Origin of the sequence: Endozoicomonas sp. ISHI1 (assembly GCF_024606225.1) — a bacterium.
GTDB lineage: Bacteria > Pseudomonadota > Gammaproteobacteria > Pseudomonadales > Endozoicomonadaceae > Endozoicomonas_A.
The window spans coordinates 108,222-123,758 of record NZ_JAGRPU010000013.1 but is presented as its reverse complement, the minus strand read 5'-3'; the positions used below and the strand labels follow the sequence as shown (position 1 = coordinate 123,758).

The window sequence follows — 15,537 nt, the reverse complement described above, 5'->3', positions numbered from 1 at the left end:
CTGACCGGGCAGACGATGCCTTCAATCGTGACACCAAAGCGCAGACAGCGACCAATCAGATTCAAACTTCTGAACCGGGCACCTCTATCTGGCAGTTAACGCAATCACTTCCTTGTTGGCCAAGATATTAAGACGAAAGTATCAGAATCAAATCGTTTGCACGTCGTCTTGAGATGACCTGATGTTAGGTCTGACAGGCTCCTGGCTATTAAAACGAAACTTTCATCCTGTCTGAAGGTCATAGAATTAAACAGTTTCAATGCAGTCATTCAGATTACAGGAGAGAGGTTGACTATGGATGGTCGGATTGATGGGGAAGTAAAGAAACCCGTTCATGGCAGCGGCGTGCCAGCCGATGCAGCAAAGCTGGAGTTATCGTCAAAAAAGAATGTCAAAACCTGCCCTGATGTCACTCCCGAACTCAATAGATCATCACCTTCGATGACGTTGCCCGAGAAGGAGAGAACCGTATCCTCAGGAGATTCCTTGCCCCCCGGGGCTTCTTATTCCTTCGATTTTCGTTTTGTCGCCAGTGATGATGAAGTTCGACAGCTTTTAGTGGCCCAGACCGGCGATGCACATAGGGATGTCGTGCTTATCTCCCATCCCGATGACCTCTCACAGGCTAATCTGGTGAGCCAGTTAAGCATTTCTGACGATGGTCACCACGTTCTGCGTTCAGGCAAGTTGTTTGAAGGCCGACAGCCACTCACCCTGGTGATGGATATCCGCAAGCTCACCAGTGAGGAGCTGCCAAAATTTAACGATCTACTGGACCCGGACAACCCCAGTCTGTTCGACAAAGTCAGCCAGAAGAAACGCCCTCTGGGAGAACATGTTGCTCTGCTGGTTTTGGCAGGCCCCGCACAGTTGACATCGGTTGGCCGCGTTGATGGCGCTCCGGGCGCTGATTTTTGGCGGCGAATTAATCGACCGGAAAATACCTGGCAGTTCGACGCACAGACCGGCCATGACCAGGCGATGAACATCAACGTGGTCCCTCCGCTATTGGCTGAACTCCCCTGTACCCAAAGTGCTACGGATGACGACCATACCCTTCTTATTGACTGTCACTTGCACAGTAGCTGGCGACACTTGCTGCTGGGCGGCCCCGGAGTGGATAAGCAAGGACGAATCCAGCATATCCCCGGCAGGCTTGAAACATTGAGGGCCGGACAACGGGTGATTCTGAAAGGAGCCAACTGGCAGGATCTGGCCTTTGAGCAGGCGATTCGACAAATGCTGGAGCAAAAGAACTTTGAGAGCAATGGGAAGATCTGTCAGTTGCCAGACGATGTTCAGTTTTACCAGATACCGGTAAGGAACGACGAGCTTCATGCACTGTTCCAAACCCTGTCCCACTTGAGTAATAAAGAAGCTGATAAGGAAGCTGATAAAGAGCAGGCACCGGGAACGCCGATCATTATTAACCAAAGTAATATTTCCCAATGGCTAAACCCGATTGCCATTGCCCCGGAAGGCTCCGCAGTCCCTAATATCCGCCTGTTGGAGCAAATTCGGTCGGGTGGTGTCGTCACCGTAACGTCTCCCCTCACTGAGCCACTCTGGTTTTGTTTACTGGGTACACTGCGGACGATTCACGAGACCACAGGCCTGGCGCCCCGACTTCAGGTGGCTCACACAAAACAGCAGCCGAAAGCCCTGGGGTTGGCAGAAAACCGTGGGCACTCAATAAAAGATCAGGCCGCCTTTAATACCATCACGTATCAGCAACAAGCCCGGGCCAGTCATTGGATCAATCATCAGGCAGCGCCTTTGGTCATTCAGGTCAATGAACAGACCAGCCTTAGCCAGCTGTTTGATAATATCTATATCACCTCGGAACAAAAGGCTCATTTTGGACGATGTCAGACTGATTTACAGAAAGCATTAACCACTGGCCAACTGGTTGTATTGCGTGGACTGGAAACCAATCCGACACTACAGCAGCTTCTGGAACCCCTGGCTGTTGGGCGACCTCTGTTGGTTAATGGCCAATTACAAGCCTACCCACAAGCTCATGTCACCGTACTCTGGCCTGAGTCTGTGAAAAGTCCATCTTTGATATTCAGCTCAATGGTTGCCACGGCTAAACCCTGTCCTGAGGTGGATATCTGGGAGATCAATGGGGCCAAGCATGATATCCCCCGGACTGGGTTACCAGAACGAGCACTTCACTCACTTTACGAAGCGTTTAAAACAGTACCAACCCACCTTTGTAGTCCTCTGCCTGAACTGACCGAAGGGTTGTTGAATAACCTGATACTGGCTGCCCGGCGAGCACAGCAGGTTGACCAGTCGCCAAAGCTCTTGACTCGCCACTGGCGTAAAGCCATCAATAGCGTCATCACTCATGGCACCCGTCAGAATCCGTCAGTGCGAGATTTTATGAAAGTGGCTTGTTGGCAGTTATTGCCGGATGCTCATAAATTGCCGGATGCTCATAAAAAGCCCGATGAGGATCAAACCGCCTCGGTAGACCCGGATCGGTTAAATGCCATCATCACCAGTGCTACACGGCTGGATCGAGAATTTGTCAAACAGAACCTGTGGCCACTGGCCAGAGCCTTTGACCCGGCAATCTTTAAGGACACCCAACTTGAAGGTTTGCAACTGTACTATGAAAGTCCCTGGCCATCGGGGGCTGAAGAAAGATATCTGGACAGGCTCTGTGCGATGATCGTCGCCCATGCTCCTGAAGAACAAAGAGAGGCAATAGCTTGTCAGTTGGAAGTTGATCCGGCGGCAGCGGAGCCCTATCAACGGTTAGCCATCAGACCGGCAAGACAGATCAAACGTTTGCAAGATGCCCTGGCTTCTGGCTGGCAGCTACTTTTGCCATCAGGGCAGACCCGATTCGATACCATTCACGCTCTGGTCAGCGATTGTTATCACATGGCCAAAAGAGAACTTGACTCAGAGAATCCTGACAAAGAACGCATAGAATACATAAAAAACCGACTGTCTCAATCACTGGCATGGCAAGGTTCTGCCGACCAGCCGCTGTCGGCACTGGCTGACGACCTTTATCACGGCTCGACTCATCAGAAGGATCGTGAAAGCCGTCGATTGTCCCGACTCCATGACCGACTTACGGACTCTCCCGTCATATTCCTGCAAGGAGAAACCGGCACCGGGAAAAGCTACTTTTCCGCTAAAATGGCGAAGGCTTCAGGGCAGGCTGCAGTCATTTCTCTTGGACCTTCTGACAGCGAACAGACCCTGATGAAACGGTGGCAATGGCAACACCACACCGATGGCGACCGTTCTATGGCACAGCAAAACCGGGCATTGATGGAATGGGCCAATACCGAATCCGACAAAGACGGAGAATACATTACCCTGGTGCTGGATGAGGCTAACCTGGCCCAGGCCGGATTGCTGGCATCATTGAACGGCTTGTGGGAACCCAAACCCTGCATCTATGTGAACGGTCATCCTGTCAAGGTCAGCGCAAAACATCGGGTGATTCTCACCGGTAACCCGGATCATTACACAGGCCGCCAACTGGACCCGGCGCTGAAGGAGAAACTGCCCAGAGCATATTACCCCCGCCTGGATCAGGCATTTCTTCGAGACAGAGTGGTGGAACCGGCTCTGTTCAAACAGCTACAACGGCATCTGCCGAGACCTCAAATAAACGACATTGCACACAGTGCCACCGAAATTGTGATGACACTCTGGCAATATTATCAGGAACTGTTGCCGGAGCATGAGTTTACCCCCAGAGATTTAACCGATATCTGCAGTTGGGTGGGTTGGTATCTGGATCGTGCCCTACCCGTAAACGACACTGTTACCGGTAAGCAAATAAACGGTTTAATCCAGCAAAGTTTTCGGGATGTACTGGGTTCCGAAATCAGCGAGACTCATCAGGATGCCCTGTCAGCACTGGAAATCTGGTTTGCTGCCCGTTACGAACCGGACAACAGCCTGAGCAACAAAGTTCATAACCAAACCACCCTGCTGCATATACAGCAGGCCTTCAAAGAATTCACCCAACAAACCCGACCTGACTTTGATACCTCCGGATCAGCAGTCCATGAACTGGTGCAACGGCTGGGACAGGATTTAAGCCGCTGTCAGCAGGCTTATCATCTCAAAATAAAACACGACGGTCGTCAGGCGACACTGATTGAAGGTCCGGCTGGGCGGGGTAAAGATGCCACTCTGAATCTGGTGATTGAAAGCGTCAAACGACAGGCTCAGCAACGGGGAGAATCCATGCCAGAGGTCTTTCTCCTGAATGCCTGTGATTGTTCCTGGGACAGAGTGTGTGAAAAGATCCAGACGGCAAAAGTGCATGGCGGCATCGTGGTTATTTCAGAAATGAATCTGATCCACAGCCAGCACCTGGAAGGTGAGTTGAACGATATTCTGGCCGGTGACGCCCATCCGGGGTTCCATCTGTTTGCCACCATTAACCCACCCGAGTACAGCGGGCGAAAACCATTATCACCGGCGCTGAAAGGTCGTTTCCGGCATTTACCCATCCGCCAGTACAACCCGGCAGAACTAATGACTGTTGCTGAGAAAGTGTTGCCAGAGACCCTGCAGGGAAAAATCATCGCTGTACAACTGACTGAGCAACATTGTCGTTTAAGGGCTTACCTGCAACTGAACAAAATACCGTTGCAGCCGACCAGCCTTGATTTACAGAATGTGGCCAGAGCCGTCATCCGGGGAGGCGATTTTAGCGAAAACGGACTTTATCAATGCCTCAATCAACACTACCGGCTTTACCTTATGGCCGCCAAAATATCACTGGAGGAACTGCCTGAGCCAGCGACTGTTGCCGTGAGTAAGAGTGCGTTTGATTCTGAACTTTGCGAATGGTTCAACCAAACGGTATCGGGCATTGATCGTCCATGGTTGATACGCCGCAGTGATTTCAACAGTATCGATGAAAAATGCCATGAAATTCGTGTTAAGACTGAACAGGGTGAAGAGGAAGCCAAAACGGAAATTACCAAGAGGGTAGCTCAAACCCGGTGGCGGGCATCCGGTCTTTCCCTGAAGCCGAATCACTCGGATGATATTCTCACCCAGGCATTGTACCGACACTGGCAGCAACGCTGGTTTGATCATAATTTTGGCCAGACGGGCGTGGGCGTTGATAGCGTATTTCCCCTCACGATAGAACAGGGACTAACGCTGAATTTATCAGCTAACCGACCTTATCTTCTGGAGGCTGATCGGCGGATAAGTGACTGGAACTCCAAGGCAGTTCGATTGTGGCCTGCGTTCTGGCATCAGATAAGTGCACTGCCGAACCATTGGGTTGACGATTATATTGATGAAGCGTTAGCTGTTAACGGTGACAACGCTGCTGAACAACACCTGCCACAAGCTCACGAGAAACAGGCTCCGGCGTTCGATCAGAGAACGAATCATGAGCCACAACCCGTGACCGAAGCGTTGACCATTGGCAGTGATAACGTTCCTCAAAAATACATTCCAGAAAATGTCGGACAAATAGTTCCGGCATTGGACCAGATAACAGACTATGAGAACCAGGAGACGCAGCAACTTGACGATTATATAGTTTTCGACAAGCAGGACCATTTCCCCGGGATTTACCGTTGGTGGGCAGAGGATGTTTATGTGTCTGCTGAGGGTTATATCAAAGAGATCGATATTAGCAATAAGTACATGCAGGGGGCCGAATTCCTCATACCTGATCGGTTACCAGGGCGTGATCAGGACGTGACATTAACCAGTGACCAAACGCTGGCAACCTTTGACTGGACATCGAACGATGGTCAATATGCATTGCCCAGCCTGACGGTTAACGACTATATCGTGGCCCTGCGTATAGAACCCGATTTGCCATTTATCCTGTTAAGAGATCGATATACCGGAATTCACACACTGTCTGTTCCGGGGGCCAAACCCCACCAGAGTATTCGCTTTGCTTATGTCGTAGAACAACGGGAACCGGGCAAAAAAACACGTACCGGAAGAGCCCGGCAAGCACAATCAACAGGTTTTGACGCCCGCTGTTGCGAAGGCATGGAAACAGTACTGAAGGAAGTGTTTACCAACATTAACGAACAACCACAGAAAGTACGGGAGCCTTTGCGGACAATACAAAACGCTAAAAACACGACGCAACGCATTGAGGCGATCAAGGACTATTGCCATCATTTTTCCGGTGATGCTAGACCAAAGCGCACACAAAATTTCTTTGAATTCCTGGTAACACAGCGACAAGGGAGCTGTCGTCATCGTGTGCCTGTTTTTATTGCTTTTTGTCGTTATTTTGGCATTCCATGTCGGCAAATTGCTAACCGCACCCACGCCTTTGCAGAGTGTTCCGCAGATGGAGGCCAAACCTGGATGTCAGTGGATTTGGGTGGGGCACCTGTCGAGGCAACAGAAATTCTGCCTGACTTCCAGCCCACCAGGAAGGTCAGTGCTTCCGGTACTAAGTCCAGGCAGAGTAGACAACTCCTGAGTGATGTCCTGAAAGGGGCTGATTTAGCACAACAGCAAGCTCTGGCAAAAGCCTGTGGCATGAGTTTTGAGGGACTGAAAAAAACGCTGGAGACAAACGGTGCATTGCCAAAAATCAATCTGAGTACTCTCGAAATTGTAAGGAACCTATGGCAGAGACTGGATTTACCCGGTTTTTCCATGGGTGTCTCAATGTTACTGGAGATAGAAACATTGAGTGAAGACGAAAAGACATTGATCGGCGATCTGCCTCCCAACGTGAAATGTTGCTATAAACCGATATCGTTGGCATTAAGAGAAATATTGCCCAACAGTGATGCAAACCAGGTCATTGAACTGCTCAAGTCATTGCACTCAAAAATGGTTGTTCAGAGCGGAGCAAGCCCACAGCAGTGGTTGAGTTCAATGTTGTACATTCTGAAATACAGCAACTTAGCCGAGCCTTCGGTTATTCGCTTTGCCCATGAAGCTCTGACTTCGGGCTGGCTGGATCCACAGCCGATGTATGAGAGTTATATTGCAGATGCCCTTCAGCACCATGAGCTATTGATGCGTCTGAAAGATGTCGATGAACTGGAGGTTGAAGCCGCTCATTCTCTGAAAAAGTGGTATCAGGCATTGCTGTCCGGGGAAAAAAATAGCCAGGAATGGCGGTTGGCTTATAAAGTCATTCAGGAGAAAGAAGTCGGTGCCTTTTTCGTCACTCATTGTCATGAAGGGTTTTCGCCCTTCTTTGAAGAGAACATTGCCAATCCATCTTTAAAGGACGTCTGGACGGACCAACCTGAGGGCGTCCCGAATATAGAACGAATGCTGGTGCGCCATCCTGCGTTTGCAAAGTTAAACTCGGCCAAGGCGAACCACCGTCCGGTGATTATCTTGGGTAAACCTTTCTGGGAAAACACATTAATTAATAAAAAAGTCGAGGCCCTGTATCAACTAAAAGTCGAGAAGAGCCCGAATCTAAAGCAGTTATTGGCAAGATACAGAGAGTCTCGTGCGACGGAAAATCAACGCAACAGGGAGCTGAATGCATTGACCAGACACATCAGTGATCTGAAAAAAAACAATCGTCAAAAAAGAAGTTACTACCGACGTCACAACCAGGATGCTTCTCTGGATCGGCTGTTTCGAGCTGAAGAAAAAGAATATGAAGAACAAAAGCGTGCTATCGACGAAAAGTACCGACCTATTCTGAGGGCCAGTGAGCTTTCACCCGAGGACAGAGACCTTTTTAGCAATTTGAAAACCAAATGCAAACAAGCGATTCTTCAGGCCTTCAGTCATTACCTGTATGGGTTGACACACTCGAAGGGTGGTCGTTTAACGCTTTGTTGGGCCAATGCAACCACCGGGTTTAACCATCATTCGAACAACTATGGCGCTCACGACCCATCTTCACCAGAAGAGCTCTCTGCCATGATGTCTGAAATCAATAGATCCTGGTGTTTTGAGGGCTCTCTCAGGAAAACCTACTTAAAGCAGGCACTTAAGGCCAGTGACGCTCTGGTGCTTAAATCCGCTGAGCTGACAACCATTGCCGAAGAGTTTTTGAGCAGCGTGAATTTGAATTCATTGTCTGACTCATTGGATAAGTGATACGCCACTGGAACTTTCATCCTGTCTGAAGGTCATATAAGCAAACAATTTAAATGCAGTCCTTCAGATCACAGGAGAGAGGTTGACGATGGATGGTCGGATTGGTGGGGAAGTAAAGAAACCCGTTCCTGGCAGCGGCGTGCCAGCCGATGCAGCAAAGCTGGAGTTATCGTCAAAAAAGAATGTCAAAACCTGCCCTGATGTCACTCCCGAACTCAATAGATCATCACCTTCGATGACGTTGCCTGAGAAGGAGAGAACCGTATCCTCAGGAGATTTCCTGTCCCCCGGGGCTTCTTGTTCCTTCGATTTTCGTTTTGTTGCCAATGACGATGAGGTTCGACAGCTTTTAGTGGCCCAAACCACCGATGCACATCGGGATGTCACCCTTATTTCTCATCCCGATGACCTCTCACAGGCTAATCTGGTGAGCCGGTTAAGCATTTCCGACGATGGTCACCACGTTCTGCGTTCAGGCAAGTTGTTTGAAGGCCCACAGCCACTCACCCTGGTGATGGATATCCGCAAGCTCACCAGTGAGGAGCTGCCAAAATTTAACGATCTGCTGGACCCGGATAACCCCTGTCTGTACGACGAAGTCAGCCAGAAGAGACGCCCCCTGGGGGAGCATGTTGCATTGCTGGTGTTGGCAGATCGTGCACAATTGGCATCGGTTGGCCAGTGTGACGACGCGCCGGGCGCTGATTTCTGGCGGCGAATTAATCGACCGGAAAATACCTGGCAGTTCGACCCACAGACCGGCAATAACCCGTCGACGGAGATCAGCGAGGTTCCACCGGTATTGGTTGAACTCCCCAGCGCCGAAAATGCTTCAGACGAAGGCCATACCGTTGTTATCGACTGTCACTTGCACAGTAACTGGCGACAGTTGTTGTTGGGCGGCCCCGGCATGGATAAACAGGGGCGAATTCGGCACATCCCCGGCAGGCTTGAAACATTGAGTGCCGGGCAAAGGGTGATTCTGAGAGGGGCTAACTGGCGAGATCTGGCATTCGAACAGGCGATTCGACAGATGCTCGCTCAAAAGTGCTACGAGAGTAATGGGAAGATCTGTCAGTTATCCGACAATGTTCAGTTTTATCGAATGCCGGCAGAGAAGGACGAGCTTCATTCAATGTTCCTAAGCTTGTCGTACTCCGGTAAAGCATCAGGAAACCCAATCATCATTAACCAGAGCAATATTACCCAATGGCTGAACCCGATTGCCATTGCCCCGGAAGGCTATGCAGTCCCTAACACCCGTCTGTTGGAACAAGTTCGGGCGGGTGGTGTCTTCACCGTAACGTCTCCCCTCACTGAGGCGCTCTGGTTTTGTTTACTGGGTTCAATGCAGACGATTCGCGAGACCACCGGCCTGGAGCCCCGACTTCAGGTGACTCACACAAAACAGCAGCCGAAAGCCCTGGGGTTGACAAAAAACGATGTGCACTCAATGAGAGATCACAGCGTCTTTAATACCGTGACTTATCGGCAACCTGCCCAGGCCAGTCATTGGATCAATCATCAGGAAGCCTCTCTGGTGATTCAGGTCAATGAACTGACCAGCTTCAGTCAGCTGTTTGATAATATCCATATCACCTCGGAAAAAAAGGCATATTTTGGCCGGCGTCAGAGTGAGTTGCAGAAGGCATTAAGCTCTGGCAAGCCTGTTATATTGCGGGGACTGGAAAGTAATTCAGCGCTTCAGGAGCTTCTGGAACCTCTGGCTGTCGGGCAACCTCTGTTGGTAAATGGCCAATTACAAGCCTACCCACAAGCTCATGTCACCGTACTCTGGCCCGAGTCTGTGAAAAGCCCATCTTCGATATTCAGCTCAATGGTTGCCACGGCTAAACCCTGTCCTGAGGTGGATATCTGGGAGATCAGTGCGGTCAAGCATGATATCCCCCGGACTGAGCTGCCCGAACAGGCACTTCGGCAACTTTACGCAGCCTTTAAAACCGTACCTGCCCACCTTTGTAACCGTCTGCCTGAACGGACCGAAGGGTTGTTGAATAACCTGATACTGGCTGCCCGTCGAGCACAGCAGGTTGACCAGTCGCCACAACTACTGCCCAGCCACTGGCGCAAGGCCATCAATAGCGTCATCACCCATGGCACCCGGCAGACCTCGTCAGTGCGGGATTTTATGAAAGTGGCTTGTTGGCAGTTTTTGCCAGATACCCATAAAAAACCGGATGAGAATCAAACTGCCTCGGTAGACCCGGATCGTTTAAATGACATCATTAATAGTGCCCTGCGGCTGGATAGAGCGTTTGTGAAGCAGAACCTGTGGCCACTGGCCAGAGCCTTTGACCCGGCTGTCTTCAGGGACACTGAATTTGAAGCGTTACAACTGTCCTATGAAAGTCCATTTTCAGGGGAAACTGAAAAAGAATCTCTGGACAGGCTCTGTGCCATGATCGTGGCTCATGCGCCTGAACATCAACGAGAGGCAATGGCGTATCAGTTGGCAGTCGATCCACTGGCAGCAAAGCCATATAAAAGGTTAGCCATCAGACCATCAAGGCAGATTAAACGTTTGCAAGATGCGCTGACCTCTGGATGGCTGCTCCATGTGCCACCAGGGCAGACCCGATCCGATGCTATTCAGGCTTTGGCCACCGATTGTTTTCACATTGCCCGGGGAGAATATGTAACGGAGAATTCTGAAGATGAACGCATTGAACGCATCGAAAACCGACTGTCCCAATCACTGACGAGGCACGGTTCTGCTGATCAGCCATTGTCGGTACTGGCCCGGGATCTTTATCACGGCTCGATGAATCAGAGGGATCGTGAAAGCCGTCGCTTATCCCGACTCCATGACCGGCTTGTGGACTCACCCGTTATATTCCTGCAGGGGGAAACCGGTACCGGGAAAAGTTATTTTTCTGCAAGAATGGCGAAGGCTTCAGGACAGGCTTCGGTCATTTCCCTCGGACCTTCTGACAGCGAACAGACCCTGATGAAACGCTGGCAGTGGCAAGACCACGCCGATGGCGACCGCTCTATGGTGCTGCAAAACCGGATGCTGATGGAATGGGCCAATACCCCAGACGACAAAGACGGAGAATACATAACACTGATTCTGGATGAAGCCAACCTCGCCAAAACGGGGTTGCTGGCGTCATTAAATGGCTTATGGGAGCCGAAACCCTGCATCTATGTGAATGGCCACTCCATCAAGGTCAGCTCAAAACACCGGGTGATTCTCACCGGTAATCCGGATGATTACGCCGGGCGCCAGCTGGACCCGGCCCTGAAAGAGAAACTGCCCAAGGCTTATTATCCTCGCTTAGGCCGCGCTTTCCTTCGCGACAGAGTGGTGGAACCGGCCCTGGTCAAACAGCTACAACGGCACCTGCCGGGATCTAAAATAAACAACATTGCACACAGTGCCTCCGAGAGTGTGGTGACACTCTGGCAATATTATCAGGAACTATTGCCAGAACATGAGTTTACCCCCAGGGATTTAACGGATATCTGCAGTTGGGTGGGTTGGTATCTGGATTGTGCGCAACCCATAAACGACAATGTTACCCTTAGACAAATGAACGGTTTGATCCAGCAAAGTTTTCGGGATGTATTGGCTCCCGAAATCAGCGAGACTTATCAGGATGCCCTGTCAGCACTGGAAATCTGGTTTGCTGCCCGTTACAAACCGGACAAAACCCTGGGCAACAAAGTTCATAACCAGACCCAGCTGGATATAGAGCAGACCTTCAGAACGTTCACCGAACAAACCCGACCTGACTTTGATACTTCCGGATCGGCAGTCCATGAGCTGGTGCAACGACTTGGACAGGATTTAAGCCGCTGTCAGCAGGCTTATCATTTCAACAGGAAACACGACGGTCGTCAGGCGACGCTGATTGAAGGCCCCGCCGGACGGGGTAAGGATGCCACGCTGAACCTGGTGATTGAAAGCATCAAATGGCAGGCTGAACAACAGGAAGAATACATGCCGGAGGTCTTTCCCCTGAATGCCTGTGATTGTTCCTGGGACAAAGTGTGTGAAAAGATCCAGACGGCAAAAGTACATGGCGGCATCGTAGTGATTTCAGAAATGAATTTGATCGACAGTCAGCATCTGGAAGGTGAGTTAAACGACATTCTGGCCGGTGACGCCCACCCGGGCTTCCACCTGTTTGCCACCATCAACCCACCGCAGTACAGCGGGCGAAAACCGTTATCACCGGCGCTGAAAGGACGTTTTCGTCATTTGCCCATCCGGCAGTACAGTCCGTCAGAATTGCAGGCCATTGCCAGGAAAGTGTTGCCAGAGACCCAACAGGGGAAAATCATCGCTGAACAACTGACTATGCAACATTGTCGTTTGAGGGCTTATCTGCAACAGAAAAACCTGCCGTTGCAGCCGACCAGTCTCGATTTACAGAATGTCGCCAGGGCTGTTATCAGAGGGGGTGATTTTACCGAAGAAGGACTACAGCAATGCCTCAATCAGCACTACCGGCTTTACCTCATGGCCGCCAGGAAATCACTGGAGGAACTACCAGAGTCATCGGCTCTTACCGTCAACAACGGTGAGCTTGATTCCGGACTCTGCCATTGGTTCAACCAGACGGTATCGGGCATTGATCGTCCGTGGTTGATACGACGCGATGATTTCAACAGTCTGGATGAAAAACGCCATAAAATTTGTATCAAGGCTGATCTGAATGAAGAGGAAGCCAGAACCGAAATCATCAAGAGACTGGCTCAGGGCCGTTGGCAGGCATCCGGTCTTTCCCTCAAACCGGATCAGTCAGACAACATTCTCACTCAGGCACTTTACCGACACTGGCAGCAACGCTGGTTTGATCGTGAGTTTGGCCCGATGAGCGTGGATGCTAATAGCGTGTTTCCCCTGACGAAAGAACAGGAACAAACACTGAAATTAACCGCTTCCCAGCCTTATCTTCAGAAGACTGATCAGCGGATAGACGCATGGAATGCCCGTGACGTTCAACTATGGCCTGCGTTTTGGCATCAGATTTGTCATCAGATAAGTGCTCTGGAGAACCATCGGGTTGACAGTAGTATTAACAAAGGGTCAGCTGCTGGCGGTGATAACGCTCCTGAACCATACGATCCGGAAGTCCACGAGAAAGAGGCTCCGGCATTGGACCAGAGTACGGACTATGAATGCCGGGAGAAGCTACAACTTAACGATTATAAAATTTTTGATACTCAGGACTTTTCTTCCCATATGTATCGATGGTGGGCAAAGGATATTTATGTGTCTGCCAGGGGCGATATCAAACAGATCGATCTTAGTGATAAAAACATTGATGGGGTCGAAACCCTCATACCGGCCGTGTTACCAAGGCAGGATCAGCCAGTGCCACTAGCCAGCGATCAAACGCTGGCGACCTTTAGCTGGTCATCAAACAATGGCCAGTATGCATTGCCCAGCCTGAGACCGAACGACTATATCGTGGCACTGCGCATAGAACCCGATGTGCCATTTACCCTGATCAGGAACCAATATACCGGGCTTCACACACTGTTGATTAAGGAGGTCCGGGACAACCAGCGCATTCACGTGACTTATGTCGTAGAACCGAGAGAACCGGTCAAAAAAATACCTGCTAAAGAAGCCCGGCCAGAAGGATCAAAACATTTTGACAACCGCTGCTCAGAGGGTATGAAAACAGTACTGGACAAACTGTTTAAGACCTTTGACCACGATGACCAACACTCACCCGAAGTAAAGATGCTTTTGCAGTCAATAAAACAACCTGAAAGCGTGGAGCAACGAATTAAGGCGATCACAGAATATTGCAAACACTTTTCCGGTGGGACACAACCAGAGCGCAATAAAAATTTCTTTGCATTCCTCGTAACAAAGCGGCAGGGTAGCTGTCGTCATCGTGTGCCTGTTTTTATTGCTTTTTGTCGTTATTTTGGGATTCCCTCTCGAGAAATTGGCAACGCTATCCACAGCTTTGCCGAGTATTCCCCGGATGGAGGCCAAACCTGGAAATCAGTGGATTTAGGTGGGGCGCCTATAGAGAAAACAAAAATCACATCTAATTTCCGGCCCACCAGAAAGGTCGCTGGTTCCAGCAGTGACTCCAAGAAGATTAAGGCTCTCCTGAAGGCTCTTCTGAAAGGGGCTGACTTGGCAGAGCAGCAAACTCTGGCTAAAGCCTGTGGCATGAGCCTGGAGGAACTGAACAAAACCCTTGAGAAAAACAGTGCATTACCAGAGACGAATCTAAGTATTTCCGAAATGGTCAGGAACCTTTGGAAGGAAAACAATTTAACCAGTTTTCACATGGGAACCTCAATCATAGAGGCATTGGGAACAAAAGCATTGACCGACCTCAAGATAGATTTTGAACAGATGTCGCTGGCAGTAAATCAAATATTGTCCGACGGTGATGAATATCAGGTCATTAAACTACTCAAGTCACTCCGTTCAAAAATAAATGATCAGGCCGAAGCAAACGCTGACAAGTGGCTGCTTTCAACGGTGGACATACTGCAAGACATTGACTTGGCCAAGCCTTCGGTTATCCGCTTTGCCCTTAATGCCATGGAATTGGGTTGGCTGGATCCAGTGCAGAACTATCAGTGCCAAATGATGGGATTCGATAAACTTCATCAGCTATTGGTGCGCCTGGAAGGGGTCTGTGAACTGAAGGTTAAAGCCGCTGATTGCCTGAAAAACTGTTATACGAAATTATTTTCCAGGGAAAAAAATAATTGTGTATGGAAGTTGGCTAGTAGAAACTTCCAAAAGACTAAAGGTAGTTCCATACTCGTCACTCATTGTCATGATGGGTTTTCGCAATTCTTTGAAGATAAAATTGTCAATCGATCTTTACAGAACACCTGGACGTTCGATCCTGAGGGCATTCCGAATATAGAACGAATGCTGGCACACCACCCTGCGTTTCCGAAGTTAGTCTCGGGCAAGGCAAGCCACCGTCCGGTCATTATCCTTGGGCAAGTTTCCTGGGACACCACAGTGATTAATAAAAAGGTCGATGCTCTGTTGCAAATAAATGCTGATTATGACCTGTTTTTGAAGGATTTATTGGAAAAGTCCTTTCGGGCGTCAGAGCAGGATCTTCAGCTTTTAAATGCTTTAATAGACAGATACGAGCAAGCGCTTCAGCGGGCCTTCTGTCATTACCTGTATGAAGTGACGCATTCGAAAGGCGGTTGCTTAACGTATTGTTGGGCCGACGCTAACATCAGGACTACTGGCTATTACTTCACTAACAACTTTGGGGCTCGTCACCCATCCTCACCGGAACAGCTGTATGACATGATGTATTTAATTGATAGCCCTTCCTGGTTTCAGGAATGCGTTAATGGTGCTTACTTAAGACAGGCACACAACGCCACTAATGCTCTGGTGCTCAAATCCGCTGAGCTGACAAAAATTGCCGAAGAGTTTTTGAACAGCGTGAATTTGAATTCGCTTTATGAGTCGTTTTTTGCGTGATTCTTTCAACGGCTACGGGT

General features: G+C 49.8%; 2 protein-coding genes. Both read left to right on the top strand.

Translation table 11 applies throughout. The features are described 5' to 3' along the window. The first annotated feature begins 294 nt into the window (after positions 1-294). The gene (locus KBW69_RS10290) at positions 295-8,055 is read left to right on the top strand and encodes an AAA family ATPase (RefSeq protein ID WP_257280822.1); all 7,761 of its coding nucleotides are present in this window, start codon (positions 295-297) and stop codon (positions 8,053-8,055) included. Positions 8,056-8,143: 88 nt separating this feature from the next. Beyond that, on the top strand, positions 8,144-15,517 hold the full coding sequence (locus tag KBW69_RS10285) for an AAA family ATPase (RefSeq protein ID WP_257280821.1): 7,374 nt from the start codon (positions 8,144-8,146) through the stop codon (positions 15,515-15,517). Positions 15,518-15,537: the final 20 nt, after the last annotated feature.

Excerpts from the sequence above, each read along its gene's own strand:
- KBW69_RS10290 (WP_257280822.1), top strand. The coding sequence starts at position 295 with ATGGATGGTCGGATTGATGGGGAAGTAAAGAAACCCGTTCATGGCAGC.
- KBW69_RS10285 (WP_257280821.1), top strand. The coding sequence starts at position 8,144 with ATGGATGGTCGGATTGGTGGGGAAGTAAAGAAACCCGTTCCTGGCAGC.